The organism is Martelella lutilitoris, from assembly GCF_005924265.1.
GTDB classification, from domain to species: Bacteria; Pseudomonadota; Alphaproteobacteria; order Rhizobiales; family Rhizobiaceae; genus Martelella; species Martelella lutilitoris.
In genome coordinates this window covers 68,801-95,289 of sequence record NZ_VCLB01000009.1, presented here as the reverse complement: position 1 = coordinate 95,289, position 26,489 = coordinate 68,801, and the positions used below count along the sequence as shown (strand labels likewise).

The following is a 26,489-nucleotide window of genomic DNA, read 5'->3' as shown; positions in this document are numbered from 1 at the left end:
GTCAGCCGGCAAACAGCCAGGATTTCAACGCTTTCGTCACGCGCGGCATGACGACATAGGTCATGGCCAGCACCTGAATGACGGCGATTGTCAGGGTCTTGGCCCAATGCGGCCAGTCCGGAACGATTGGCGGCACGATCAGCTGCAGGGGATAGACCAGGACGAAAACCACGGCGATGAGCACGATCGACATCTTCCAGCGCGGCGCGGGTTTTGATACCGGCAGTTCCGGCAGTTCGAACCAGGCTTCCAGCCCGGTGACGCGACGGCGCTCGGTCTCGCCTTCCACCAGATCGCCGAGCCGGTCGACGAAATCCGCCCTTTCGGCCGAATTCTCCCAGGCCTCGCAATGGGCGAAGCTGTCGAAGCGGTAGATCAGCACATAGCGTCCGCCGGTCTTGCCGGAGGGTTTCAGGATGTTGACCCCCATATGGCCGGGAAAGGCCTTCGCCGCCTCGACGATGCCGCGCAGCCAGGCCTCGTAGTCGGCCTCGCGTCCGGGGCGCACCCGGCGCGAGACCTGAACCGTGACCGGGCCTTCCTCGCCCGGTTCGACGAACCCCTCGGTCATGATCCGGCGTCGGGGGCGGGGAATTTCGGCTTGCCGGCGATGCCCCAGTGATGGCCCGGCACTTCGCGCAGGACCACGCGCACGCTCTCGATCGGCGCGCCGGTGGTTTCGACAACCGCCTCGGTCAGCTTTTCGATCAGCTTTTCCTTCACCGCATTGCTGCGGCCCTCGATCATGGTCACGTCGATGAAAGGCATGTCACTCTCCCACGTTGAAGGCGACGGTGCCGAGCCGTTCGACCTCGAGCGTCACGGCCTGTCCGGCAGCCATCGGAATGGCAGCCGTGGCGCCGCCGGCAAGCACGATGTCGCCGGCCTTCAGCTCCTCGCCGGCAGCCGCCACCATGCGCGCGGCGGCGACGAGCGAGCGGACCGGATGACCGAGAATGGCGGCCGACGAGCCGATCTCGCGCGGTTCTCCGTTGATCGAAAGAACCATGCCGAGATTGGCGATATCGGTTGACGCATCGGACCACTGGCCGATGACGAAACCGGACGAGGACGAGTTGTCGGCGATGACGTCGCCGATATCGAACTTGAAGGCCTTGTAGCGGCTGTCGATGATCTCCAGCGCCGGCGCGATCGCGGCGACCGCCTCCATTGCCTCGAGCGCCGAGACCTTGCCCGAAAGCGGCTTCTTCATCAAAAAGGCGATTTCCGGCTCGACGCGCGGATGCACATATTTCGAGAGCGAGACGGTTCCGCCTTCCTCCTCGCGCATGGCATCGGTCAGGCGGCCCCAGATCACGTCGGTAACGCCGACCTGCATCATCTTGGCGCGCGAAGTCAGCCCCATCTTGATGCCGACGCGCTTTTCGCCGCGCGCATAGCGCCGCTGAAGCGACAAGGCCTGGGCGGCATAGGCCTCGTCCATCGAAAGCGCCGCCGTGTCGGAAAACTGCGGGATTTCCGTCGCCGTCATCGCTGCCCGGTCGACAATCTCCGCAATTGCGCTGATATCGGTCATATCGCCAGCTCCTTTTCCTTGATCATGTCGAGGGCGACATCGACAATCATGTCCTCCTGGCCGCCGACCATGCCGCGCCGGCCCACCTCGACGAGAATATCGCGCGTGTCGAGCCCATAGGCTTCCGCCGCCCGTTCCGCGTGGCGCAGGAAGGACGAGTAGACGCCGCCATAGCCGAGCGTCATGGTTTCACGGTCGACACGCACCGGCCGGTCCTGCAGGGGGCGCACCAGTTCCTCGGCCGCATCCTGCAGCTTGAAGAGGTCGCAGCCATGTTCGAAGCCGTAGAGATTGGCAACGGCGATGAAGGCCTCGATCGGCGTGTTGCCGGCGCCGGCGCCCATGCCGGCAAGCGAGGCGTCGACGCGGGTCGCGCCGTGCTCGACGGCGGTAACCGAATTAGCCACAGACAGCGACAGGTTCTCGTGCATATGCGCGCCGCGCTGGGTTTCGGGCTTCAGCACTGCATTATAGGCCTCGAAACGGGCGGCGACGTCCTTCATGGTGAGCCTGCCGCCGGAATCGGTCACGTAGACGCAGTCCGCGCCGTAGCTTTCCATAAGCTTTGCCTGTTCGGCGAGCTTTTCCGGCGTGTTCATGTGGCTCATCATCAGGAAGCCGGAGACGTCCATGCCCATTTCCTTCGCAGCCGCGATGTGCTGGGCGGAAACGTCGGCCTCGGTGCAGTGGGTGGCGACGCGCACGGAGGCGACGCCCATGTCGCGGGCGCGCTTCAGGTCGTGGATCGTGCCGATGCCGGGCAGAAGCAGCGTCGTCAGCTTCGCCTTCTTCACCACCTTGGCAGCCTCGGAGATCCAAGCCTCGTCGGTGCATTTGCCGAAACCGTAGTTGAAGGTCGAGCCCGTCAGCCCGTCGCCATGGGCGACCTCGATGGCATCGACGCCGGCCTCGTCAAGCGCCTCGGCAATGGCGCGGACATGGCCGAGATCATACTGGTGGCGCACGGCGTGCATACCGTCGCGCAGCGTGACGTCCTGTATGTAGAGCTTGGTCATCTCAGGCGGCCTTTGCGATCCAGTTGCGTTTTTCGGCGAGGCGCTCGGCGGTCTTCAGCGCCGCCGAGGTCATAATGTCGAGATTGCCGGCATAGGCGGGCAGGTAGTGGGCGGCGCCCTCCACCTCGAGGAACACCGTGACCTTGAGGCCGGTGAAATCCCCGCCCATTTCCGGAATATGCAGCGGGGCGTTGGAGCCGATATGCTCGAACTGCACCGCCTGTTTCAGCCGGTAGCCGGGCACATAGGCGCGCACCTCTTCCACCATGTCGTGGATTGACTTGCGGATCGCCTCCTGATCGGCTTCGTCGCAGAGGCAGTAGACGGTGTCGCGCATCATGATCGGCGGCTCGGCCGGGTTGAGGATGATGATCGCCTTGCCGCGTTCAGCGCCCCCGACCTTCTCGATCGCCGCCGCTGTCGTCTCGGTGAATTCGTCGATATTGGCGCGGGTGCCGGGACCTGCCGAGCGCGAGGAGATCGAGGCGACGATCTCGCCGTAGCGCACGGGACTGACCCGGTTGACGGCGGCGATGATCGGGATCGTCGCCTGGCCGCCGCAGGTGACCATGTTGACGTTCGGCTCGGCGAGATTGGCGTCGAGATTGACGACCGGGATCGTGTAGGGACCGATCGCCGCCGGGGTCAGGTCGACCACCTGCTTGCCGTCGCGCTGCAGAACCTCGTTATGGCGCTTGTGGGCGCCGGCCGAGGTTGCGTCGAAAACAATGCGGATGTCGCTGTAGCAGTCGAGCTTCGTCAGCCCGTCAATGCCCTCATGCGTGGTCGCGACGCCGAGGCGGGCGGCGCGCGCAAGCCCATCGGATTTCGGGTCGATGCCGACCATGGCGGCCATTTCCAGCGTCTTCGACTTGCGCATGACCTTGATCATCAGGTCGGTTCCGATATTGCCGGAGCCGATGATGGCGCATTTGATCTTTTCCATCGTCTCAATCCTTCGAAAATGCGGCGCGAACCGAGCCGAGCCCGTTGATGCGGGTCTCGAACACGTCGCCAGGGGCGGCGGGAGCCATCGGCCCCAACGCGCCGGAGAGAATGACGTCGCCGGGTCCGAGCGCCCGGCCGGCCTTCGCCATGGTGCGCGCCAGCCACAGGGCGGCGTTGAGCGGCGAGCCCATGCAGGCCGCGCCCGCGCCGACGGAGACCGGCTGGTTGTTCCTGAACATCACCATGCCGCACATGCGCTGGTCGAAATCGCCGAGGCGCTTCGGGCTCTGGCCGAGCACGTAGAGGCCCGACGAGGCGTTGTCGGCAATCGTGTCGGTGATGCGGATATCCCAGTTGGCAACGCGCGAGCCGACGACCTCGATCGCCGGCACGACGTAGCCGATGGAGGCCATCAGATCGACCATGGTGATGAAGCCGCCGGTGAGCGGCGCCGCGATCACATAGGCGATCTCCGCCTCGACCTTCGGCTGCATCACGCGCGAGAAGGCGATCTCCTCGCCGTCCATCACCTCCATGTCGGCAAACAGCATGCCGTAATCGGGCTGGCCGACGCCGAGCTGCTTCTGCACCGCCTTCGAGGTCAGCCCGATCTTGCGGCCGGAGAGCTGGCGTTCCTCTCCGCCCAGCCAGCGCCGGGTGTTGATCTCCTGCACGGCATAGGCCGCCGCCACGTCGCCCTCGTCGAGGAGGTCGCGGATCGGTGCGGTGGTCTCGCCCGCCTGCCAGGCCTGCCAGAGACGATCGGCGGCCTTTTGAATGTTTTCTTCGCTGCTCATGATGTTGTCCTAGAGTTTGATGCAGACATTCGTCAGCTCCGAGTAGAACTCGAGGCCGTGAACGCCGCCCTCGCGGCCGATGCCCGACTGTTTGGAACCACCGAAAGCGGTTCTGAGATCGCGCAGGAACCAGGAATTGACCCAGACGATGCCCGCCTCGATCCGGCGTCCGACCCGGTGGGCGCGGCTCAAATCCTCCGTCCACACGGCGCTGGCGAGGCCGTATTCGGTGTCATTGGCAAGGCGGATCGCCTCGTCTTCCGTATCGAAGGGCGCGATGTGGCAGACCGGGCCGAAGATCTCCTCGCGGATGACGCGGGCGCTCTCGGGCAGGCCGGTGAAAATGGTCGGCTCGACCCAAGCGCCGCCGGAAAGCTCATCGCCCATGTCGGGCACGCCGCCGCCGGTGACGACCGTCGCGCCGTCCTTCTTCGCCAGCTCGAAATAGGAGAGCACCTTTTCGCGATGCTCCTGCGAAATCAGCGGGCCGAGACTGGTGCCGGCCTCTTCCGGTGCGCCGAGCTTCAGGCCCTCGGCCTCCCGTTTCAGCCGCGCGACGAATTCGTCGAAGATCGGCCGCTCGACATAGAGGCGCTCGGTCCCGAGACAGACCTGGCCGCAATTGGCGAAGACAGACCGCATGGTCCCTTCGATCGCCTTGTCCATGTCGCAGTCGGCGAAGACGATGCCGGCATTCTTGCCGCCGCATTCCATCGACACCTGGCGCAGGCCCTTCGCGGCCGAACGCATGATGACCTCGCCCGTGCGCGTCTCGCCGGTGAAGGTGATGGCGTCGACGCCCGGATGTTCGGTGAGATAGGCGCCGGCCGACTCCGGCCCGAAGCCGTGGACGACGTTGAAGACGCCCTTCGGAATGCCTGCCTCGTTCATCACTTCGCCCAGAAGCGTCGCCGTCAGCGGGGTTTCCTCCGACGGCTTGACGACGACGGTGTTGCCGCTTGCCAGCGCCGGTCCGACCTTCCACGTCATCAGCAGCAGCGGAAGGTTCCACGGCGAGATCACGGCGATGACGCCCTTCGGCTTGCGTACGCCGTAGTTCAGCGCGCCGGCGCCGTCCGGCGTATCCAGCATGAAGCTTTCCGTCGGGACGTTCTTCACCAGGTCGGCAAAGACCTTGAAATTGGCCGCGCCGCGCGGAATGTCGACATGGGAGGCAAGGCTTTTCGGCTTGCCGGTGTCGAGGATCTCGGCCTCGAGAAAATCATCGAAACGCCTGGTGATGCCGTCGGCGACGGCATGCAGCAGGGCAGCGCGCTCGGCAAGCGGCAGATAGCCCCAGGGGCCGGAAAGCGCGGCGCGGGCGGCGGAAACGGCGGCATCCACTTCCGGTCTCAATCCCTCATGCACGATGCCGATCTTGCGTCCGGTCACCGGCGAGACGTTGTCGAAGGTCTTGCCGGAGCTGCCCGCGGTATATTCGCCGTCGATGAAATGCATTGCCTCGCGCAGGTTGATCTTGAGCACGATCGTGATCCTTTATGCTTTTCAAGCCCTTGGTAAATTCTACTGCTCCGAGAGGCCGATCGCCTGGAGCCCGGCCCGGGCGCAAATCTCGTCCTCTTCGGCCGAGGCGCCGGAAACGCCGATGCCGCCGATGAGTTCGCCGTCCGCCCGGATCGGCAGGCCGCCGGGAAAGGCGGCAACGCCCGGCTGGCCGGTAATGCCGGCGAGAACCGCCGGCTCCCCCGCAAGCGCCTCGTAAAAGGCGCCCGTCGCCGCGTTGAAGCCCGCCGCCGTATAGGCCTTGTCGCGGGCGATCTTGCCGGACGGCAGGAAGGCGCCGTCTCCCCGCAGGAAGGCGAGGGGATTGCCGCCGGCATCGACGACGCAGGCATTGACCGCGACGCCGAGTTCGATGGCCTTATCCACCGCCGCGCCCACGGCCTTGTGGGCGGCGGCGGCGGTCAGCCGCAGCGATGTGCGGGTGACATCCATCAGGTCACGACCGACAGGAAGGCTTCGTTGAGCTGGCGCTCGTAGTAGAAGATGCCGCGACCGACATTGTTGTGATCCCAGATGCGGGTCGGATGGTCCTTGTAGGCGGTGTAGCCACCGGAGAAGACCTCGTTGCGGTTGCCGGACGGATCGAAGAAATAGATCGTCTGGCCGCGGGTAATGCCGTGTCGGGTCGGGCCGAGGTCGCGGCTCATGTCGTAGCGGGTCATGATGTCGGCCGCATTGCCGATCGCGTTCCAGTCTTCCAGGAAGAAGGCCAGGTGGTGCAGCTTGCCGGGTTCTTCATGCTTGACGAAGGCGATGTCGTGCGCCTTGTTCGACACCGTCATCCAGATCGCCAACGTGCCGTCGGGAAGATCGACGCGCTCGGGGAGATGGAAGTCGAGCACCTTGGTGAAGAATTCCTCGACCTGGTCGATATTCGGACCGTAGAGCAGGCAATGGTCCATGCGCTGGGCGCGCATGCCGCGCGGCTCGGTCTTCCAGGTGTAGGGGTTGCGTGTGTCCGGGCCGTTGTCGGAAAGCTCCATGTCGGCAAAAAGCTCGATGCGGTGGCCGGAGGGGATGGTGAAGCCGATGCGCGGACCGACGCCGGGCTGTTCGCCGGCAGGCACGTCATCCACGGCCAGGCCCCATTCCTCGATACGGCGGCGGAAATTGTCGACGCTTTCCTGGCTGTCGGCCTTGAAGGCGAAGTAATCGATGCCGGCGCGATCGGCTTCGCGCAACACCACCGAATGACGGTGGAACTCGTCATACCCCTTCAGGTAGACGCGACCGTCGGCTTCCTTGCTCACGAGTTCGAGGCCGAGCCGGTCCACATAGTGGGTGATCGATTCGTCCATGTCGAGAACGCGCAACTGGGCGATGCCCGGGCGCAGCAGACCTTCCTGAGACATTTTGGCGTTCCTCCTTACCTGTTCTCAGACTTCTTCCCGTTGTCTCTCGTTTCGCGTCTCGTCCGGCGCACGCGGCGGACGATAGGCGGTTTCAATCACGAGATCGCTCCGGGCGATGAGCCGGCAGGCAAGCGCATAGCCTTCCTCCTGCTCCTGCTCGGAAACGTGATAACGGCTCATTTTCAAGGTTTCATAGCTTCCGGAGATGACCCGAACCCGGCAGGCGCCGCAGCCGCCGCGACGGCAGCCGATCCTGACCGGCGGACGCTCATGCGACGATGTCGCCCGTTCGATCGAAAACAGAACCGGTTCGCCGTCCCTGCAGGAAAAGGCCCTTGAACGGCCGGCGATACGGATCGTGTGTTCTTTCCTGTCATTGCTTTCGGTCATCTCTCCTCCCGCAGTCGAAACCGATGGTCAGACACTGCGCCCGGCAATCTCGTTTGTCAAACATAAAAACGAGATTTTGGATAAATGAAGATTAAAAACGATATTTTGTAATTTTATCGTTGTTTTTGACCGTCGTTATGTTAAGCATTGAAAAAGACAAGCACGCCGCAAGGAACGGAGAGGTCGTGACACATCTGAAGAAGGTCGAGGAAATCAGCGCCACATCGGGCAGCCGAACGACGATCGAACTCGTCTACGAAGCGCTGCGCCGGGCGATTCTCTGTGGCGAGATCCCGCCGGAAAGCCGGATGCGCGTCGAGGATCTGCGCGCGACCTTCGGGGTCGGCTCTTCGACCGTTCGCGAGGCGTTGTCGCGGCTCCTGGCCGAGAATCTGGTGACCACCGAGGGTCAGCGCGGCTTTCGCGCCGCGACCATTTCGATCGAGGATTTCAAGTCTATCGTCGAGATGCGGGCGCTGCTTGAGGCCCGTGCGGTGCGCCACTCGATCGAGACGGGCGATGACGACTGGGAAAGCGCCTTCGTTGCTGCCCATCATCGGCTTGCCAAGCTGGAAACCGAAGCCGTCGGCCGCGAGGATGAACTGGTCAGCGATTGGGAAAAGCGCAACCGCGCCTTCCATGACGCGATGACGGCGGCCTGCACCAATGTCTGGCTGCTGAACTGCCGGTCCATGCTCTACAGCCATTCCGTCCGCTATCTGCAGATCTCGTTCGCGCAGAAACGATGCATTCCGCGCGACGTCCGCGGCGAGCACCAGGCGATCTTCGAGGCTGTGATCGCCCGCGATGCGGCGCGCGCCGAGAAGCTGACCGCCGACCATATTTTCCGCACCGTACCCGAAATCGAGGCGCGGCTTGCGGAGATGAAGCTTACCGCGTGAGGCCCGGCCATGATTGCGCGGCTTGTTCCGGGTATCGAGGCTCCCTCATTGCGGTGCGAAACCGTCTCGCACGGTCTGTTTGATCTTGCGGTGGACGCGCCGGAAGGCGGCACATACATCGCCTTTCATCGCGGTCGTCACTGCAAGTGGACGCGCAACGCGCTGAAGGAGCTTGACGACCGGATCGGCGATTTCGCCATTCGCGGCATTCGCCTGATCGCCGCATCGGCCGACGGACGGGCCGAGACGGAGCGGCTGAAGGAGGAGATGCAACTCATTCGCCTGCCGCTCGCCCATTCGCTGGATGTCGCGGCGATTGCTGAAGCCTTCGGGCTTTATGTCACGCGCGACAGCGGCGAGCCGGAGGCCCCGGCGCTCACATTCGAGCCGGCGCAGATCTGGGTGAAGCAGGACAATGTGATCGGCGCGGTGGCGATCCAGAGCGGGCCCAATCTCTGGGCCGACGTGACGAACACGCTGCGCGGCATCGAGAACACGCTGAGGAAATTCCCCGAAAGGGGAGCGGGAGAAACGGGAAAATAGCCTGAAGGGAACCGTTTCGGCCCTGTCAGGAACACGCGGACGAAACGAGCCGTGCCGACGCTTTTGTGCGACCGGACGGCGTCCGCCCAGAGCGAGGCGCGTCGGCGAGCGGGAGGTCGCCGGCGGTATTTGAACAAACACCTTTTCCGAGCCGGTTTCGTTTGATCCGCGCACGCCTGTCGCGCGCGGAATGGGTGAGGCTGTGCCGAAAAGCGGGTTCGTGCACGACAGGACGTTCAGGAGGAGGAAACCCCATGTCCAGAAAATTCATCACGCGCAGGACGTTCATCAAGACCACGGGCGTGGCCGGAACGCTCGCCGCGACCGGCGGACTCGCCATGCCGGCGATTGCGGCGGCGAAGACGATCAAGATCGGCTTCGTCTCGCCGGAAACCGGACCGCTCGCCATCTTCGCCGAGCCGGATCGCTTCACCATCGAGCAGTTCTCCAAGGGCCTTGCTGACGGGCTGATGATCAACGGCACGAAACATCCCGTGGAGATCATCGTCAAGGACAGCCAGTCGAGTTCGAACCGCGCCTCGTCGGTCGCTCAGGACCTTATTTTCAGCGACCAGGTGGACATTCTCTGCGCCGCCTCGACGCCCGACACCACCAACCCGGTGGCCGACCAGGCCGAGCTCAACGGCGTGCCCTGCGTGACCAATGATACGCCCTGGCAGCCGCATTTCTTCGGCCGGCAGGGCGACCCCAAGGTCGGCTTCCAGTACACCTACCACTTCTTCTGGGGGCTTGAGGACGTCATCTCCACCTTCATCAACATGTGGGACGCGGTGCCGACCAACAAGGTTGTCGGCGCGCTTTGGCCGAATGATCCGGACGGCAACGGCTGGAGCGACAAGACGGTGGGCTTCCCGCCGGTCATGGAAAAGCGCGGCTATTCGCTCGTCGATCCTGGCCGCTTCCAGTCCGGCTCCGACGATTTTTCCGCGCAGATTTCCGCTTTCAAGAATGCCGGCGTGGAAATTGTCACCGGCGTTGTCGTGCCGCCGGATTTCACCACCTTCTGGACCCAAGCCGCCCAGCAGGGCTTTGCCCCGAAGGTCGTCAATGTCGCCAAGGCCACCGAGTTTCCGCAGGCTGTCGCCGGTCTCGGCCAGCGCGCTGACGGTCTTTCGGTGGAGGTCTGGTGGTCGCCCTATCATCCGTTCTCGTCCGGCTTCACCGGCCAGTCATCGGCCGAGCTTGCCAAGGCCTACGAGCAGGCGACCGGCAATCCCTGGACCATGCCGCTCGGCTTCAAGCACGCTTTGTTCGAGGTCGTGGTCGATTCGTTGAAGCGCACCGAAGACATCTCCGATCCGGATTCGATCGCAAGGGCGATCGCGGCGACCAATTACAACTCCATTGTCGGCCCGATCGATTTCTCCAAGGGTCCGGTTCCCAATGTCGCCAAGACGCCGCTGGTCGGCGGCCAGTGGCACATGGACGGCGACAAGCCGGTTCTCGAGATCGTCGAGAACAAGGACCATCCGGAAATCCCGCTCACGGGCACAATGAAGCCGATCGGCTAGCGCATCGGCCCGAAAATCGGAATCGATTTTCGAAAAGCACGATGCGTCGTTTCAACACGATAGAGCGTCCCTTGCGCATCCGAATGGACGCACGGCGCTCCAAAGCGTGCGGTCCGGGGCGCGCCCGCTCCGGACCCCGCCGGGAGAGTTTTCATGACGACGATCCTTTCGCTTTCGGGCGTCAACAAGCATTTCGGCGCGCTGACGGTCGCCGACAATGTCGCCTTCGACCTGCCGGAAGGCCAGGCGCTCGGCATCATCGGCCCGAACGGCGCCGGCAAGTCGACGCTGTTCAACCTGATCGGCGGCGCGTTGTCGCCGTCGTCGGGCGCCATCTTCTTCGAGGGCCGCGACGTCACCCGCAAGAGCGCCGCCGAGCGCTGCCGCATGGGCATTGCCCGCTCGTTCCAGATCCCGCACCCCTTCACCGGCATGAGCGTCTACGAAAACCTGCTGGTGGCCGCCGCCTTCGGCGCGCCGGGAAGCGGCGGGGGCAGGGAGGTCTGCGCCGAGATTCTCGAGCGCACCGGGCTGATGGGCGAGGCCAACCGGCCGGCCGGCAGCCTGACGCTTCTGGAGCGCAAGCGGCTGGAGCTTGCCCGTGCGCTTGCCTCCGGACCGAAGCTTCTGTTGCTCGACGAGATCGCCGGCGGGCTGACGGAGGCGGAGTGTCATGATCTCGTCGAAACGGTCTGCGGCATTCGCGATGCGGGCGTGTCCATCATCTGGATCGAGCATGTTGTGCATGCGCTGACGGCGGTGGTCGAGCGGCTGATCGTCATCGATTTTGGCCGCATCGTCGCCGATGGCAAGCCCGCCGCCGTCATGGCCGATCCGCTGGTTCAGGAAATCTACATGGGGATTGCCGTTGATGACGAAACTGCTTGAAGCAAAGGGGCTTGAAGCCTTCTACGGTGATTTCCAGGCGCTGTTCGGCGTCGATATCTCGGTTGGCGAAGGTGAGGCTGTGGCGCTGATCGGCGCCAATGGCGCTGGAAAATCCACCTTCCTCAAGGCGCTGACCGGCCTGGTTCCGTCGCACGTTAAGGCGCTCTCCTTCAACGGCGAGGCCATAGCGGGCTGGCGGGCCGATCGCATCCATCGCGCCGGCATTGCGCTTGTGCCCGAGGGGCGCAGGCTCTTCCCCTCGCTCTCGGTCGAGGAAAACCTCTTGATCGGGGCCGCAGGCGGGCGCAAGGGCGCCTGGAACCTCGAGGCGGTCTATGATCTGTTTCCCGATCTCGTTGAGAAACGGAAAAATCCCGGCACGGCGCTATCCGGCGGGCAGCAGCAGATGGTCGCGATCGGCCGGGCGCTGATGTCGAACCCGGTGCTTCTGCTCTGCGACGAGATCAGCCTCGGCCTGTCGCCGAAGATCATCCGCGACATCTACCGGGCCCTTCCGAAAATCCGCGCCTCGGGGGCGTCGGTGCTCGTCGTCGAGCAGGATGTCGGGCAGGCGCTTGCCGTCGCCGACCGGGTCTATTGCCTGATGGAGGGCAGGGTGACGCTGACGGGTACGCCCGCCTCGCTCACCCGCAAGGAAATCGCCGCCGCCTATTTCGGCGCGTCCGATCTGAAGGAGGCTTCATGATGGTTTTCGTCAACGCTGTGCTGCAGGGCGTCCTCCTCGGCGGCCTCTATGCGCTCTTTGCCGCAGGCCTCAGCCTGATGTTCGGCGTCATGCGCTTCATCAACATCGCCCATGGCGATTTCATCGTCACGGCGGCCTATCTCATGGTCGCCTTCGTCGCCGGCTGGGCGATCCATCCGGCGATCGCCGCGGTCGCGGTTCTCGCCATTTTGGGGGCTGCCGGTTACCTCAACCAGCGCGTTCTCTTAAACCGCATGCTGGGCAAGGACATTCTTCCCCCGATCCTGGTGACCTTCGGCATGTCGATCATCATCCAGAACGCGCTTCTGGAGATCTTTTCCGCCGACAGCCAGCGGCTTGCCACCGGCGGGTTCGACACCGGCAGCCTGTCGCTCGGCGGTGGCCTTGCCGTCGGCTATCTGCCGCTCATGATGTTCGCGGCGGCGGTGGCGGTGATCGCCATCCTGCAGTTCATCTTCTATCGCACATCGCTCGGCAGGCTCTTGCGCGCCACCTCCGATGACCCGGAAATCGTGCCGCTGATGGGCGCGAAGAACGCCCATATCTTCGCGCTGGCGACGATGATGGCGAGCGTTGTCGTCGGCGTGGCCGGCATTTTCCTGGCGATGAAAACCAATTTCGATCCGTCGGCCGGCCCGGCGCGCCTGATCTTCGCCTTCGAGGCGGTGATCATCGGCGGTCTCGGCAGCCTCTGGGGCACGCTTGCCGGCGGCATCATTCTCGGCATCGCCCAGACGGTCGGCGCCCAGATCGACGCCGGCTACCAGATCCTGGCGGGGCATCTCGTGTTCCTCGCCCTTCTCGTCGTGCGGCCGCGCGGCCTGTTTCCGAAAATGTGAGGTGAGCCGATGACCCTTTCCGTTCCGACCGCGCCGCCCGTCTCGCGCGATTTCGTCTCGCCCGGCCTGCGCACGGTTCTGGCGGCAGCGCTCGTTCTGCTTGCCGTCGCGCCGCTGTGGACCGGGCCTGCGGGCATGCGGCTTTTGATGGAGGCCTTCAGCCTTCTGGCGCTTGCCCAGATGTGGAACCTGCTTGCGGGCTATACCGGGCTGATCTCAGTCGGTCAGCAGGCGTTCGTCGGGCTCGGCGGCTACCTGTTCTTCGCGCTTGCCATGTTCCTGAACGTGCCGCTGCTCGTCGCCATCCCGGCGGCAGCCATCGCCACGGCCGTCATCGCGGTGCCGACAGGCTGGGTCGCCTTCCGTCTGAAGGGCGCCTATTTCGCCATCGGCACCTGGGTGATCGCCGAGGTCTTCCGGCTTTCCATGGCGCAGATCGGCGCGCTCGGCGGGGGATCGGGGATATCGCTGCCGGTTGCAATTGTCCGCTCGCTTTCGGCCGACCGCTTTGCCCGCGAAATGATCATGTACTACATCGCCTTTGGCCTCGGCGTCGTTTCCATCGCCGCCGTGTGGGGCCTTCTGCGCTCGCGCTGGGGTCTGGCGCTGACGGCGATCCGCGACAGCGCGCCGGCAGCGGAAAGCGTCGGCGTGCGCGTCGAGGCGGTCAAATTCATGGTCTATGTCTTCGCCGCCTTCTACACGGGCCTGACCGGCGCCTTCATCTTCCTGCAGAAGCTGAGAATCACGCCCGATGCCGCCTTCAGCGTCAATGAATGGACGGCCTTCGTCATCTTCATCGTCGTCATCGGCGGGCTCGGTTCCATCGAAGGACCGATCATCGGCACGGTGCTGTTCTTCCTGCTGCGCTGGATCGCCGCCGACTGGGGCACCTGGTATCTGATGGCCATGGGCGCGATCGCGATCGCCGTCATGATCGTCAACCGCCGCGGCGTCTGGGGCGCGCTGCAGTCAGCCTTGGGCAATCTCTCGGTCCTGCCGGTCTCGCGCAGGCTTTAGCGCAACGGGCGGCGCATCTTGGCCGCTCGCCAAAAAAACTCGCCGAGATTATTCCTGAAATTCGATGGACTAAATCGTTCGAACTTCGGGCTAAGCCGGGCATGGCTCTGCTGGCAAGGCCAACGGTCACGGCCGGTGTGCCGAGTGCAATGTCGGCAAGCAAAAGGGCGATCTTCGCTACCGCCCCTCAGCCTGTTCGTCAGTTCGATAGCCTGCCCTATTTCAACCGCCCGGCAGCGTGGGCGAGCATGGTGTAGACCTTGCCGGTGTCCGACGTCAGGTAGGACTGGACGGCGGTCCGGTCGCGGTTCTTGCGCATCACGTCCGAAAGCAGCTTCTCGAAATCGGCGATATAGCGGTCGACGGCCGTCTTGAATTCGCGGTCGCCCTCATATTTCGCCTTGATCTCGTCAAAGGTGCGCTGGCCCTTCAGCGTGTAGAGCCTGCGTGTGAAGACGTCCCGTTCGCCCCGCTGGTAACGTCCCCAGAGTTCGACCGAGGCGTCGTGGTCGATGGCGCGGGCGATGTCGACGGACAGCGAGTTCAGGGAGTCGACGACCTGGTTGGGCTTGCGCTCGCCGGCCGTTGACTGGGCGGTCCTTGCCTGCTGGCTCTCGCGCTGGCCGGCCTCCTCTCGGGCGGCTGCCCTCAGAAGATCGCTGATCCAGCCTTCGCCGCCCGGCGCATTGCTTGCGGCAGACCGTGCGACCGCCTGCTGGCGCGGCTCGCGGGCGGGCTGCTTCGGCATTGAAGCAGACAGTCCCGGCGCGCTGAGCGATCCGGCCGGCGGGCTGGTAAACGGCCGCTGGGCGACAGGTTCTTCCTTCTTCGCCTGCGGGCGCGGCGCTTCGGGCGCGGAGATCTGCGAGCGCGAGGTCGCGATCATCGAGGAGATGTCCTCGAGGGCGCGGATCTGGTCTTCCACGGCCTTGCGCATGGCCTGGGCACTCGCGCGCGCCTCTTCGGGCATGTCGTGAATGCCGCGTTTGACCGCCTCGCGCGTGTCGTCAAGCTCGGCGCGGATCTCGGTGGAAATCCGCTCGATTTCCTTGGTCGCCCCCGCAAACCGCTTTGCGGCGTCCTCCACCGAGCTGCGCATGGTCTCGGCAACGTTGAGCGACATGGTTTCGGCATCCCGGCCGGTCTTCTCCATGGATGCGGCCACTGCTGCGGCAACGCCCTTCAGTCCCTTCTCGATTTCCTGCGAGCGCTCGGCAAGGCCGGTCGACAGAAGGCCAAGCGCCTCCTGGCGTTCGGACAGCGTGCTGGCGAGGTTCGACTGCGCGGTCTCGATCAGGTTCGAGGCCCGGTCGAGCACGCCGGCATGGCTTTCGATCTGCGCGACCAGGCTCTGCACCGTCTCGAGCGCCCCGGCGGCGCTGCCGTCAAGCGCATCGACCTTGGCGCCGAGCAGACTGCTGGTGTGTTCGAGCGAGGCGGACGAACGCTCCGCGGTCTCGCTGATGCGGCCTGCGGTCGTTGCCAGCTGTTCGTCGGCAGACGAGAGGCGGGCGGCGGCCTGATCGACCAGACCGGCGAGCATCTGGTGGCTCTGGGAGAGGTGGCTGACGAGCGCCTCGACATTGCCGGCAAGCGCATTGCCGTCGGCGCGTAGCTGGCGGCTGCCTTCCTCCGAGGCCTGGTGGATCCGCTCGGCGGCAAGCCGGCCGGTCTCGCCATAGCTCTCGATCAGCGGGCGCGCCTTCTCCTCGATCAGGCTGCTGAGCTCGCTCGTGTGGCCGGCGAGCATCGAATTCATGTCGCGGGCGCGTTCGTCGAGCGCGTTGCCGACGGCGTCGCCGCGCGCGGCCAGCACGCGATCGACCGTGCCAAGCGTTTCTTCCAGCGCCTTCATCTGGGCGCCGAGGCTGTTGCGCAGCGATTGCGCCCGCTCGGTCATCGATTTCTCGGATGCCTCGAGCTGGCCGGACAGCATGTCGGCCGTGCCGGCAATGCCGCTGTTCAGCCGTTCGCCGCGTTCGGCCAGCAATTGCTCGGCGTCGCCCATCGTCCGGCGGATCGTCTCGATCTGGTTGTCGATCCGGCTGCTGGTGGCGGACAGGATCTCGGAAATCCGCGTGCTGTTTTCCGAGGCATGTTCGCCGGCAATGGCCGCCTGATTGGCAAGCTCCGCCTGCATCTGGCGGGCGCGGTCGAAGATTTCGTGGGCCGAACCTTCCATGCTCTGCCGCGCGGCAGCGACGGCGCCGGAAACCTGCTCGGTAAAGCCCTGGCCTGCCTGTTCCAGCTTGAAGCGGGCGTCCTCGGCGCTGCGCTCCATATCGGCGGAGGTTTCGGAAACCGTTTCGCGGATGCGCCCGGCAAGCTCGCCGGAGCGGCGATCCATGGTGTCGCTGATCCTGACGAGGCCCTGGTCGAGAGCGTTTTCGAGGCCGGAGAAGCGGTTTTCGATGTGCGCCTGGCCGTTCTCAAGCGTTGCGGCGATGGCGCTGCGGCGGGCGTCAAGAGCCTCGCTGAGCCGATCGGCGGCGATACTGCTCGTCGTCTCGATCAAGCGCGCCTTCTCGTCCAGCGTGCCGCCGAGACGCTCGTCGAGCTGGGCGCCGGTCAGCATGAAGGCGTTTTCGTGGGTGAGCAATGTCTCGTTCAGGTTGCTGGCGACGGTTTCGCTCGCCTGTTCCAGCCGCGTTGCGTTCTCGGCAAGGGTATCGCTGATACGGATGCGCGCGGCGTCGGCGGAAGCGGTAAGCCTGTCGGCGGCTTCCTGCGTGGCGTGCTCGAAGCCGGAATTCTGCTCCGCAAAGGTTGCCTCCAGCCGGCTGCGCGTCGTCTCGCCGGTCTCGGCCAGCCGTTCGACATGGCCGGAGAGCGAGGCGGTGAGGCGGTTTTCCACCGCGCTGCCGGTATTTTCGATGGCGCTTGCATGGTCGGTCAGCGCCCTGTCGAGCCGGCGACCGGCCTCGTCGACGAGGCCTTCGATGCGGATGGCGCCGGATTCCACGCTCTGGCCGTGCCTGTCGAGGCTCTCGCCGAGCGCGCCGAAGGATGTCTCGACCCGACCGGTCATCGTCTCGGCCGAGCGGGTGATCAGGCCCGCCGCGGTGGAAACCTTCTCGGCGATCGCGCCGGCTGAACCGCGCAGCCGGTCCTCAAGCGCCATGCCGGCCTTGTCGATGGTTTCGCGCAGCGCGGTCTCGCGGCCTTCCAGCGACATTTCAAGCAGGCTGGAGGAGGCGGCAATCGTGGCGGAAATGCTGGTCGTGCCGTCGGCGAGCGTCTCGGAAATGTCCGTGCTCGCCCGCTCGATCGCCCTTTCGACCGCGCCCGTTCCCTGACGCAGGCTGTCTTCCAGCCGTGCCTGGCCGTCTTCATACGCACTGCGGATGCCGGTTTCGCGCTCGGCAAAGGTTTTCGTGATGCGGTCGTCGATTTCGTAAATCCGACCGTCGAGCGCCCTGGCCTGGGTGTCGACCGTCTCCTGAAGGCTCGTTGCCACATCGCGATAGGCGCCGGTCAGGCGCGTCTGGCTTTCCGCCAGCGTTTCGGCAAGACGCGAGGTCGAAGAATCGATCGTCTGGCCGAGGCTCTCCTCGCTGGTCGAAAGGGTCGCAGCCAGCATCATGGCATGGTCGGAAAGACGCTCGTCCAGTCGCTCGGAGGCGCCGGAGAGGGCAGCGCTGATGCTTTCCTCGCGCCGGCTCAAGCCGGCCTCAAGCCTTTCTGCCGCGTTTCCGATTGAGGTCTCGAAGCGCTGGCCGGTATTGTCGAGCGTCTCCGCGATCCGCTCGCGGCCCTTCTCGCTCGCATCGCTCAGGCGACGCTCATGCGCGTCAAAGGTCTCCTCGAGCGCGGTCTGCGCCGAGGAAAGGCTGAGGGACAGCAGGTCTGATTTTTCGGAAAGCTGCGTCTCGATCCGTTCGCTGGCGCCGGAAAGCGCCGCGGTGATCCCTGCTTCGCTGCTGTCGAGACGCGCGTTGAACTGCTCCAACTGTCGATCGAGATGGCCTGTTGTTTCGCCAAGTGCGCGATCGAGCCGGCCCTGGCCGTTTTCGAGCGTTTCTCCGAGCCTTGCGGTTCGGGCGTCGATCGTCTGGGCGAAGGTCTCCTCGGCCGCCGAAAGCGTGGTGGCGAGCATGATCGCCTGGTCGTTCATCTGTTCGTTGAGGCGTTCCGTCGCCGACGACATCGCCGAGGCGATCCCCGTCTCGCCCGCGTTGACCGTAGCGTCGAAGTTCGCAAGTTGCGACTGAAGCCGTTCGGAAGCGCCGGAAAGCGAGCCGTCGAGCCGCTCCTGACCTTCGCGCAGGGCCGTCTGCAGCCTTTCCGTATGCGCGCCGAGGCTTTCGCCGAAGGTTTCCTCGCTGATCGACAGCGTCGTGGCCAGCCCGGCCGCATGGTCGTTCATGCGCTCCTGCAGGCGCTGCGAGGCATTGTCCAGAACGGCGGCAATGCCGTTCTCTCCGCTGCCGATGCGTTCGTTGAACTGCGCAAGCTGGCTGTCGATCCGGTCCGAAGCGCCCGTCAGCGTGCCGCTCAGGCGTTCATTGCCCTCGCGCATCCGCTCCTCGATCCGGGCGGTATGGCCCTCGAGCGACATGGCAAACGCTTCCTCGCTGGTCGACAACGTGGTGGCGAGCATGATCGCCTGGTCGTTGAGGCGTTCGCCGAGCCTTTCGCCGGCATCATCCAGCGTTGCGCTGATATTGGCCTCGCCGCCGGCGATCTGCTGGTTGAACCGGGCGAGCTTTTCCTCCAGTCGTTCCGATGCATCGGAGAAGACCTTTTCGAGCCTTCCGTGATCGGTGCTGAAAGTCTCGCTGACTTCGTTGACGCGGGTCTTGAGCGTCTGGTCGAGCATTTCCGTGCTGGTCGAAAGGGTTGTGGCCAGAGCCAGCGTGTGATCCGTCATCTGCTCCTGCAGCCGGTCGGAGGCATGGGACAGCATCGAGCCGATGCTCGAGCCGCCTTCGGAGAAGATCTGGTTGAAGCGGCCGAGCGTATGGTCGATCCGCCCTTCCATGGCGCTGCCGCTCTCCTCGAAGGCGCTGGTGAAGGCATCGAGCCGGCTGTCGAGATCGGTCCCGAGACGCGAGATCGTTGCCTCGAGGCGCTGGTCGACATACTGGCTGCGTTCCTCGACCTGGCGGGCGATTTCCTCGTCCGTCTCGCTGATCTGCCGGTTGAAGCGGGTCTGGCTTTCGCTGAGCGTCGTCGACAGCCCGCCGACGACCCGCTCCAGCGCGGCGTTCATCGCGGTCTCGCTTTCTTCGGCAACCGTGCGCAGGGTCTGCGTTCGTTCGCCGAGAAGCGTCTCCAGCTTGCCACCGCGTTCGGCAAGAGCGGAGGTCAGCTGCTCCGTCTCCTCATTGAGCGCGGTGGCGCTTGCGGTGAAGTCGCCGATCAGCGTGCGGCCGCGTTCGTCGAAACGCTGCGAGAGATCGTTGAAGCGCTTGTCGAAGAGGTCAGAGAGTTCGCCATAGCTGCGGTCGAATTCGCCCCTGAGCGCGCTCGAACGGTCTTCCAGCAGGTCGCCGATCGAGGCGACGGCGCGGGCGGTGTTCTCGTTGATCACGGCGGCGCGGGTCTCGAGCATTTCGGCAACCCCGTCGCCGGCCGTGCTCACCTTGCGCGTGAGTTCGTCCATGACCGTGCCGATCTGGTCCTTCAACTGGTCATTGGTGCCAAGGATCGAGGTCCTGAGACGGGCGGCGTGGCTGACCACGGCCTCGCGCTCTGCCGTCAGTTCCTGCACCAGGTTGCGGATGCGCATTTCGTTGTCCGCATAGCTGCGTTCCAGCGCATTGACCTCGGAATGAACAAGGTTTTCAAGTTCCGAAGCGCGGGCAATCGTGCGTTCGATGCCTTCGTTCATGGCATAGACTTCGCGGCGGACGGCCTGGCTGACGCTGCGCACCTGCTGGGCGGCGTTCTCGTCCGGATCGGACAGGCGCAACGCCACCTCGGCCATGGAGCGGGCGGCTTCCTGCATGTCGCGCGCGCGTGCCAGCATGATGTTGAAGGCGTAGAAGACGAAGATCGGGGCGACGGTCAGCGCTGCGGCCAGGCCGATGCCGTCAATGCTCAGAATGTCGGCGAAGGAGGAGGCATTGAAGATCCGGCTGCCGAAGGCCACCAGCGTTCCCGTGACGCCGAGTGCCAGCCAGCCGGCGGACATGATCGTGGACGTGCGCAGGGCCTTGATGGTGGAACGGCGTTCGAAGGCCTTGAGCACGCGCTGCGTCGACAGCATGCCCGGATCATTTGCGGGACGGAAGGCGGGCGACTTGGGCCGGGGGGCGTTGGCGCGCTCTTCCTCGGCGCGGGCGCTCTTGGCGGCCTGACGCCCGAACACGCTTTCCTTGCGCGGCTGCGTTTCCTGTTCGCGCGGCGCATCGCCGTCGGCGTTCTGCTCGGACGGATCGGGTGACAGGGCATCCTCCAGCGCGTGGAGGGCCTGATCGTCGAGCGAAGTGCCGCCTGATTGTTTCGCCATGGATACGCCTCGTGACACACGGGCCTTCCCGGATGCTCGCCTCAAGCCGAAGCACCCGAAAGACCCTGAAACTTCAAAACCGGTTCCGCCTGACCCTTATGGAGGGCGGATGGCCGGCACACAGGTTCGAAACAGCCGTCATTTGCCTTGCCGCTTCGACCGCCGCTTGCGGCGGCAGGTCGTGGAAGACAGGCAAATGTCTTCTATTTCAAGGGATTACCCCCGTTTTCAATCGCATATTCATAAAAGCCACACAACATCATCCGACAGGCCGTATCCGACCACAAGCCGGTTTGGCCTTGAAATGCGGCCGAAAAGAGCTGCAAAAAGCGATCAAATTCCGTCATTTAGCAAATATTAACCATAATGCGCCTTTTCTGAGGCTTTCCACACATTGGCGAACTTCCCGCGAACGCGGTTGCCGCGGTCGGGGCAAGGACGCCGGTCGTAAATATTGACTGTTCGCGCGGAATGAGGGAAGAACCCGTCAACCCCGATGCCGCCCGGCACTTTGAACACTAAGGTCCATGACATGCTCAAACTGAAAATCATCGGTAATGATGACACTGTTTACGATCTCGAGGTGGAGGAAGGCTCGACCGTGATGGAAAACGCGGTGCGCAACGGCGTTCCGGGCATCGTGGCCGAATGCGGCGGCGCCTGTGCCTGCGCCACCTGTCATGTCTATGTTGATGAGGAATGGTTCGAAAAGGTCGGCGAGCCGGAGCCGATGGAAGAGGACATGCTGGATTTCGCCGTCGACCTGCGCGCCAATTCGCGTCTGTCCTGTCAGATCACCATGCGTCCGGAATTCGACGGGCTGACGGTGCGCGTGCCCGACGAGCAGGGCTGACAGATGCCGCGCGGCGCGGTTGGCCGAGCGCAACACCGAAGCGACGGATCCATCCGTAAGCAAAGAGGGTAGGGCCATGATGCTAGCCCCGACGACCTGCTTCAGGCCGCGCACATTTTCCTGCACCGAAGGCCGTAGGCTTGCACTCGGGCCCGTCGGCGTGCTGATGGCCATCATCAACGTGACGCCTGATTCCTTCTCCGATGGCGGACAGTTTGCCTCCTCGACAGCTGCCGTCGTGCACGCGCTGCGGGCTGTCGAGGAGGGCGCGGCCATTCTCGATATCGGCGGGGAGTCGACCCGGCCTGGCGCCGCTCCGGTAACCGCTGAGGAAGAGCAGGCGCGGGTTCTGCCGGTCATCGAAGCATTGGCGGAAAAGACCGGGGCGCTGATTTCCATTGACACCTATCGCGCCGAGACAGCGCGTCGGGCCGTCGCCGCCGGCGCGCACATCATCAATGACGTGAGCGGCGGCACGGCCGAGCCGGAAATCTTGCGGATCGCGGCGGAGACCGGGGCAGGTTACTGTCTGACGCATACGAGCCGGAACCGCGAAACGCTTGCCAACGCCGTCGCCGACCAGCTCTTTTTCCTCGACAAGGCGCTCGCAGCGGCGCGCGCAGCGGGCATTGACGACAGCCAGCTGGTCATCGATCCGGGATTCGGTTTCGGCAAGGATGTCGAGGACAATCTGGCGATCATGGCGCATCTCGACGCGCTTCATGCGCTCGACCTGCCGATCCTGATCGGCACATCGCGCAAGCGCTTCGTTGCCGCAATCGGCGGCGCCGACGACAATCTGACCCGCGATTTCGCAACCGCATCGACCACCGCGATCACCCGCCTTGCAGGCGGCGCGATTTTCCGTGTGCACAATGTCGGCGCCAATCGCGCGGCGCTTGCATTCGCCGATGCCATGATCGCGCGACACACCGGAGACCCATCATGAACGGCCGCTATGTGATCACCCTGAAAAACTGCGCCTTCTTTTCCACCCACGGCGTGATGGAAGAGGAGGAGCGGCTCGGCCAGCGCTTCTACGTCGATATCGTCATGCATATCGAGGACGAGGCGGCGGTGCTGCATGACGATTTCTCCGAGGCTGTGGATTACGGCGAGGTCTACCGCATCACCAAGGACGTCGTCACCGGCCGCCGCTTCAAGCTGATCGAGGCGCTGGCGCATGCGATCGCCGTTTCGGTTTCGCGCCACTACGATGCCATCAAGCGGATCGAGGTGACGGTGCGCAAACCCTCCGCCCCCGTTCCCGGCCTTCTCGACCATGCCGAGGCCAAGGTCGCTTATGATGTCGAATGAGACGGTCCGCGCCACGCTCGGCCTTGGCGGCAATCTGGGCGAACCGACCGAAGCCATGGCCCGGGCGCTGGCTCTTCTCGACGCAGACCCTCAGACCCGGGTCATCGCCGTCTCGCGCCTTTATCGCACGCCGCCCTGGGGGCCGGTCGAACAGCCGCCATTCATCAATTGCTGTGCCCTGATCGAGACGCAACGGGCGCCCGAAGATTTGATGCGCTTCTGCCTCGACATCGAGAAACGGCTGAAACGGGTGCGCGACAGGCGCTGGGGCCCACGCCTCATCGATATCGATATCCTGACCTTCGGCGATATCAAACAGGAAAGCGATCTTCTCACCGTCCCGCACCCGCGCATGACCGAGCGCGGCTTCGTGCTCGTGCCGCTTTCCGAAATCGCCCCGGATCTTGTGGTGGAGGGCCGCACGGTCGTCGGCTGGCGCGATGCGGCGGAAAGGGACGGCATCGACCCTGTCAGCGATGACGGGTCCTGGTGGAAAAGCTAGAGCGCCGTGCGTCGATTCGGACGTACAAAGGACGCTCTAACCTATTGAATCTACGCATCGTGCTTTCTGAAAATCGATTCCGATTTTCGGGCCGATGCGCTAGGCCGTATCAGTCGATCGATCCGACCGAAAGCGGGTCCGTCTGGCGTTTGAGCGACAGGCCGATGACCGGCACGTAGCGGGTGCCGCCCTTGATCAGCAGGGTGATGTTGAGGTCTTCCGGGCCTTTCAGGCTGGTGACCAGCGCGCCCTCGACATCCTCGCGTCTGAGTTCGATCACCGCCTTGCCGTTTTCGACCGAGCCGCCGGTCACCTCCAGGCCGTCGCCGTCCTCGCCGTCGAGAAAGCGGCCGCGATAGCCGTCTGCCTCGCGGATGAACACGGCGGTCATCGGGTGGGAAAACAGGCCCGCGCGACATTTGCCGTCGAGCTTGAACCCGTCCTTTTCGCCCTCGATCGGAAGCCCGTCGAGTTCGCAGCGGAAGCGGGTGCCCTTCATCTTGCCCTCGACGATCTTGCCGGGGCCCGACCATTTGCCGGCCACCATGCGGAAGAAGGCGCTGTCGGCGCTTTCCGCAGCGGCGTTTGCGGGCAGGGCCGCGACGAGGGCTGCGGCGATCATCGCGGAACTGAACAGGCGTGCTGGCCGTCGTGTCATCTTGGCGCTTCCGGGCAACTGCGCATGGCAGGTCTGGTTTCGGTTGAGCGGCAAGAATGAAGGGCAAACGTTAAGCTTTGGTTTGTCTGCCCGCATCGCGGGTGGATGGGCGGTCAGGGCTTTGATAGATCGCGCTTCTCGCCCGGGCCGAGATCGTTGATGAAATCGCCGATTCCCGGCCGCTTGAGGGCGGTGAACGGCATGGGGCGGCAGAGATCCATGGCGGCGATGCCGATGCGCGCCGTCATCAGCCCGTTGATCATGCCCTCGCCGAACCGGGCGGACAGCTTGGAGGCGAGCCCGTGGCCGAGCACCTGCTGGACAAGGCTGTCGCCGACGGCGATCGAGCCGGTCACGGCGAGATGCGCGAGCACGTCGCGGATCAGCCGGAACAGGCCGATCGAGCCCGGACGGCCACCGTATAACTCGGCCATATTGCGGATCAGGCGGATCGATTCGTAGAAGACATAGAGGATATCGACGGCCGCGCGCGGGCTGATGGCGGTGACCACCGAGACGCGCTTGGAGGCGTTGAGGATCAGCGCCCGGGCCTTGATGTCGAGCGGGGCCATCATCTCGCGTTCGGCAAATTCCACCAACTGCGGCGCATCGACGATGGTTTCGTCGAGTTCGCCGAGACGCTTGCGTCCGCGGGCGGTCTCGGCCTTGCCGGCGACGAGCGTCGCAAGCTCGCCGACGGCCTTGCGGGCGGCTTCCGCGTCGCGTCCGGCATGGGCTTCGGCAAGACGAAGCTTGATAGTCTGGATCGCGCCGAGCCTCAGGATCGCGATCGCCTCGCGCGCCGCGACCACGATCGCGGCCAGGACGCCGACGATCACGGCGCCGAGCGCAAGCCAGCCGAGCCATGGGGCGCGGGCAAACAGGCTGCGCACCAGATCGTCGATCCAGAGACCGATTGCCAGCGACAGCACGATCCCGAAGGCGGCGGCCGCCAGTTTCGAGAAGGAGAAGCCGCGCTTCTTCATGGTCGCGACCGGCGGTTCGCCTGCTTCCGCCGCAATGGTTTCGGCATCCCGCAGGAACGGATCCTCCTCATCGGGTGTCATCCTGACGTCCGGATCGTCGAAATGGCGGGGTCTTCGCCTTCCGGCATTGTTGGCCTCGCGCTCTTCTTCCTCGATGTCGAAGACGGCGGGTTTGCGCGGATCATTGGGTGTCATGCCAGCCGGTCTCCGAGAAGGAATTGCAGGGCGCGGTCGAGGCGGATATGCGGGATCGAAAGCGGCCCCTCCTGGCCCTCGATGTCGGTTTCCGGCGGGCGGAAGCGCACGGCGTTGATGTCGGCCAGGTGGTCCGGTGTCTTGCCGCCGCGCCGCAACAGCCGGAAAAAGGCGTCCGGATTGGCCGGAAGATCGCCTGGGAAGATCGCCGTTTTCCGTTTTCCGTCAAAGATTTCCGAGCCGATCTTCTCGCCTTCTATCGGCGTCCCGACGATCACCGGCAACAGGCTTTCGCCGCTTTCGACCGTCGCCTCGCGGGTGGCGCGAACGGAAGCCAGCGCCATCACCTCGATCCCGGCGCCGGATGATCCGATCGTCTTTGCCGCATCTTCCACCAGGCGGCGCGTGAGCTTCTCCAGCCGGTCGTGGCTTTCGTGATGCAGATGGTCGGCCTTGGTCGCGGCAATCAGCACCCGGTCGATGCGCCGGCTGACCAGCGATGACAGAAAGGTGTTGCGGCCGGGTCGGAAGCAGGCGAGGACTTCGGAGAGCGCGCGTTCCAGATCGGCGACCGCTTCCGGGCCGCGGCTCAGCGCCTGAAGCGTGTCGACCAGAACGATCTGGCGGTCGAGGCGGGCAAAGTGATTGCGGAAGAAGGGTTTGACGACGACCGATTTGTAGGCCTCGTAGCGGCGCTCCATCAGGGCCGCGAGCGAGCCGCGTTTCGGCGTGCCTTCGCCAAGACCGGCAAGCGGCGCGAAGGTCAGCGCCGGCGAACCCTCGAGGTCTCCCGGCATCAGGAACCGCCCTGGCGGCAGGGTCGAGAGCGAGTGCTCGTCGGCCCGGCATGCCCTGAGATAGGCGGTAAAGCGCTCATGCAGCGTCTTGACCGTCTTTTCGTCTGCAGGCGCGTCATAGTCGAGGCCTTCGCAGGCTGCCAGCCAGTCGCGGGCCAGCGCCGCGCGCGCGCCGCTTTGGGCGCGCGCCTCGGTTTCAGCCGAGAAAGTACGAAAATCCTGGCCGAGAAGCGGCAGGTCGAGCAGCCATTCGCCCGGATAGTCGACAATGTCGATTGCGATCCTGCCGCGCGAGAACATCCGGTTCCAGCGGCTGGCGCTTTCGAATTCGATGGTCAGCCGCAATTCGGAGATCGCCCGGGTCGATTCGGGCCAGACCCTGTCATCCACCAGCCGGTCGATATGGCTCTCATAGTCGAAGCGCGGAATCTGATCGTCCGGCTGCTCGTCGAGACTGACATTTGAAAGTCGGCCCGAACGCATCGCCTCGAACATTGGCAGCCGTCCGCGATGGAGAAGATTGTGAACGAGCGAGGCGATGAACACCGTCTTGCCGGCGCGCGACAGGCCGGTGACGCCGAGGCGCAGCGTCGGCTGGATGAGATCGGAGGCGCGATCGGAAATCGTGTCGAGCGTGATGCGGGCATTGTCGCCAAGCGACGTATGGATCGGCATGAAGATCGGCTTCCTTTCGCGGTTCACCCCGCAATAT

25 protein-coding genes are annotated in these 26,489 nt (G+C 64.5%); 11 read left to right on the top strand and 14 right to left on the bottom strand.

Annotation, left to right across the window (positions count from 1 at the left end):
* Nucleotide 1 precedes the first annotated feature (1 nt).
* The 10 genes from FF124_RS16655 to FF124_RS16610 form a co-directional block, all read right to left on the bottom strand.
* Complete coding sequence (locus FF124_RS16655; RefSeq protein ID WP_138749614.1) at nt 2-571, bottom strand: antibiotic biosynthesis monooxygenase; 570 nt, start codon at nt 569-571, stop codon at nt 2-4.
* Nucleotides 568-768 (bottom strand): 2-hydroxymuconate tautomerase, encoded by a 201-nt coding sequence (locus tag FF124_RS16650; protein WP_138749613.1) that lies wholly within the window; start codon nt 766-768, stop codon nt 568-570. The genes FF124_RS16655 and FF124_RS16650 overlap by 4 nt, the downstream gene beginning before the upstream one ends.
* 1 nt (nt 769) lies before the next feature.
* Complete coding sequence (locus tag FF124_RS16645; RefSeq protein ID WP_138749612.1) at nt 770-1,537, bottom strand: 2-keto-4-pentenoate hydratase; 768 nt, start codon at nt 1,535-1,537, stop codon at nt 770-772.
* The gene (dmpG, locus tag FF124_RS16640; RefSeq protein ID WP_138749611.1) at nt 1,534-2,553 is read right to left on the bottom strand and encodes a 4-hydroxy-2-oxovalerate aldolase; all 1,020 of its coding nucleotides are present in this window, start codon (nt 2,551-2,553) and stop codon (nt 1,534-1,536) included. The genes FF124_RS16645 and dmpG overlap by 4 nt, the downstream gene beginning before the upstream one ends.
* Before the next feature lies 1 nt (nt 2,554).
* Entirely contained in the window at nt 2,555-3,499 is a 945-nt protein-coding gene (locus FF124_RS16635; RefSeq protein WP_138749610.1) for an acetaldehyde dehydrogenase (acetylating), read from the bottom strand.
* A 4-nt stretch (nt 3,500-3,503) separates the two neighbouring features.
* Entirely contained in the window at nt 3,504-4,298 is a 795-nt protein-coding gene (locus FF124_RS16630) for a 2-keto-4-pentenoate hydratase (RefSeq protein ID WP_138749609.1), read from the bottom strand.
* A gap of 9 nt (nt 4,299-4,307) precedes the next feature.
* On the bottom strand, nt 4,308-5,756 hold the full coding sequence (locus FF124_RS16625; RefSeq protein WP_210237492.1) for a 2-hydroxymuconic semialdehyde dehydrogenase: 1,449 nt from the start codon (nt 5,754-5,756) through the stop codon (nt 4,308-4,310).
* A gap of 66 nt (nt 5,757-5,822) precedes the next feature.
* Complete coding sequence (locus FF124_RS16620) at nt 5,823-6,254, bottom strand: GlcG/HbpS family heme-binding protein (protein WP_138749608.1); 432 nt, start codon at nt 6,252-6,254, stop codon at nt 5,823-5,825.
* Nucleotides 6,254-7,174, bottom strand: coding sequence for a catechol 2,3-dioxygenase (locus FF124_RS16615; RefSeq protein ID WP_138749607.1), 921 nt, complete (start codon nt 7,172-7,174; stop codon nt 6,254-6,256). Before FF124_RS16615 ends, FF124_RS16620 begins: the two co-directional genes overlap by 1 nt.
* A 24-nt stretch (nt 7,175-7,198) precedes the next feature.
* Entirely contained in the window at nt 7,199-7,564 is a 366-nt protein-coding gene (locus tag FF124_RS16610; protein WP_138749606.1) for a 2Fe-2S iron-sulfur cluster binding domain-containing protein, read from the bottom strand.
* A 185-nt stretch (nt 7,565-7,749) separates the two neighbouring features.
* Here FF124_RS16610 and FF124_RS16605 point away from each other — a divergent pair, with 185 nt between their 5' ends.
* The 7 genes from FF124_RS16605 to FF124_RS16575 all read left to right on the top strand — a co-directional run bounded on the left by FF124_RS16605 (nt 7,750) and on the right by FF124_RS16575 (nt 14,015).
* Entirely contained in the window at nt 7,750-8,466 is a 717-nt protein-coding gene (locus FF124_RS16605; RefSeq protein ID WP_187326983.1) for a GntR family transcriptional regulator, read from the top strand.
* Nucleotides 8,467-8,475: 9 nt separating this feature from the next.
* On the top strand, nt 8,476-9,009 hold the full coding sequence (locus tag FF124_RS16600) for a redoxin domain-containing protein (RefSeq protein WP_138749604.1): 534 nt from the start codon (nt 8,476-8,478) through the stop codon (nt 9,007-9,009).
* A 254-nt stretch (nt 9,010-9,263) separates the two neighbouring features.
* Nucleotides 9,264-10,541 carry an ABC transporter substrate-binding protein gene (locus FF124_RS16595; protein WP_138749603.1) on the top strand — a complete coding sequence of 426 codons (1,278 nt, stop codon included), beginning with the start codon at nt 9,264-9,266 and terminating at the stop codon, nt 10,539-10,541.
* 153 nt (nt 10,542-10,694) lie between these two features.
* Nucleotides 10,695-11,429 (top strand): ABC transporter ATP-binding protein, encoded by a 735-nt coding sequence (locus tag FF124_RS16590; protein WP_138749602.1) that lies wholly within the window; start codon nt 10,695-10,697, stop codon nt 11,427-11,429.
* On the top strand, nt 11,413-12,135 hold the full coding sequence (locus FF124_RS16585; RefSeq protein ID WP_138749601.1) for an ABC transporter ATP-binding protein: 723 nt from the start codon (nt 11,413-11,415) through the stop codon (nt 12,133-12,135). The genes FF124_RS16590 and FF124_RS16585 overlap by 17 nt, the downstream gene beginning before the upstream one ends.
* The gene (locus tag FF124_RS16580; RefSeq protein WP_138749762.1) at nt 12,135-12,995 is read left to right on the top strand and encodes a branched-chain amino acid ABC transporter permease; all 861 of its coding nucleotides are present in this window, start codon (nt 12,135-12,137) and stop codon (nt 12,993-12,995) included. Before FF124_RS16585 ends, FF124_RS16580 begins: the two co-directional genes overlap by 1 nt.
* 9 nt (nt 12,996-13,004) lie before the next feature.
* Complete coding sequence (locus tag FF124_RS16575) at nt 13,005-14,015, top strand: branched-chain amino acid ABC transporter permease (protein ID WP_138749600.1); 1,011 nt, start codon at nt 13,005-13,007, stop codon at nt 14,013-14,015.
* 217 nt (nt 14,016-14,232) lie between these two features.
* On the opposite strand, the gene FF124_RS16570 is transcribed toward FF124_RS16575, so the two are convergent.
* Nucleotides 14,233-20,469 (bottom strand): apolipoprotein A-IV repeat region-like domain-containing protein, encoded by a 6,237-nt coding sequence (locus FF124_RS16570; RefSeq protein WP_138749599.1) that lies wholly within the window; start codon nt 20,467-20,469, stop codon nt 14,233-14,235.
* A gap of 532 nt (nt 20,470-21,001) precedes the next feature.
* On the opposite strand from FF124_RS16570, the gene FF124_RS16565 reads away from it, so the two are divergent.
* The 4 genes from FF124_RS16565 to folK all read left to right on the top strand — a co-directional run bounded on the left by FF124_RS16565 (nt 21,002) and on the right by folK (nt 23,141).
* Complete coding sequence (locus FF124_RS16565; protein WP_138749598.1) at nt 21,002-21,322, top strand: 2Fe-2S iron-sulfur cluster-binding protein; 321 nt, start codon at nt 21,002-21,004, stop codon at nt 21,320-21,322.
* A 76-nt stretch (nt 21,323-21,398) separates the two neighbouring features.
* The gene (gene folP, locus FF124_RS16560) at nt 21,399-22,271 is read left to right on the top strand and encodes a dihydropteroate synthase (RefSeq protein WP_138749597.1); all 873 of its coding nucleotides are present in this window, start codon (nt 21,399-21,401) and stop codon (nt 22,269-22,271) included.
* Nucleotides 22,268-22,639 carry a dihydroneopterin aldolase gene (gene folB / locus FF124_RS16555; protein WP_138749596.1) on the top strand — a complete coding sequence of 124 codons (372 nt, stop codon included), beginning with the start codon at nt 22,268-22,270 and terminating at the stop codon, nt 22,637-22,639. The genes folP and folB overlap by 4 nt, the downstream gene beginning before the upstream one ends.
* Entirely contained in the window at nt 22,626-23,141 is a 516-nt protein-coding gene (folK, locus tag FF124_RS16550; RefSeq protein WP_138749595.1) for a 2-amino-4-hydroxy-6-hydroxymethyldihydropteridine diphosphokinase, read from the top strand. The genes folB and folK overlap by 14 nt, the downstream gene beginning before the upstream one ends.
* A 109-nt stretch (nt 23,142-23,250) precedes the next feature.
* Here folK and FF124_RS16545 read toward each other — a convergent pair whose 3' ends face one another.
* The 3 genes from FF124_RS16545 to FF124_RS16535 all read right to left on the bottom strand — a co-directional run bounded on the left by FF124_RS16545 (nt 23,251) and on the right by FF124_RS16535 (nt 26,452).
* The gene (locus FF124_RS16545) at nt 23,251-23,799 is read right to left on the bottom strand and encodes a hypothetical protein (RefSeq protein ID WP_138749594.1); all 549 of its coding nucleotides are present in this window, start codon (nt 23,797-23,799) and stop codon (nt 23,251-23,253) included.
* A gap of 113 nt (nt 23,800-23,912) precedes the next feature.
* Nucleotides 23,913-24,980 (bottom strand): YcjF family protein, encoded by a 1,068-nt coding sequence (locus FF124_RS16540; RefSeq protein WP_138749593.1) that lies wholly within the window; start codon nt 24,978-24,980, stop codon nt 23,913-23,915.
* Nucleotides 24,977-26,452 carry a YcjX family GTP-binding protein gene (locus FF124_RS16535; RefSeq protein ID WP_138749592.1) on the bottom strand — a complete coding sequence of 492 codons (1,476 nt, stop codon included), beginning with the start codon at nt 26,450-26,452 and terminating at the stop codon, nt 24,977-24,979. The genes FF124_RS16540 and FF124_RS16535 overlap by 4 nt, the downstream gene beginning before the upstream one ends.
* Nucleotides 26,453-26,489 lie beyond the last annotated feature (37 nt).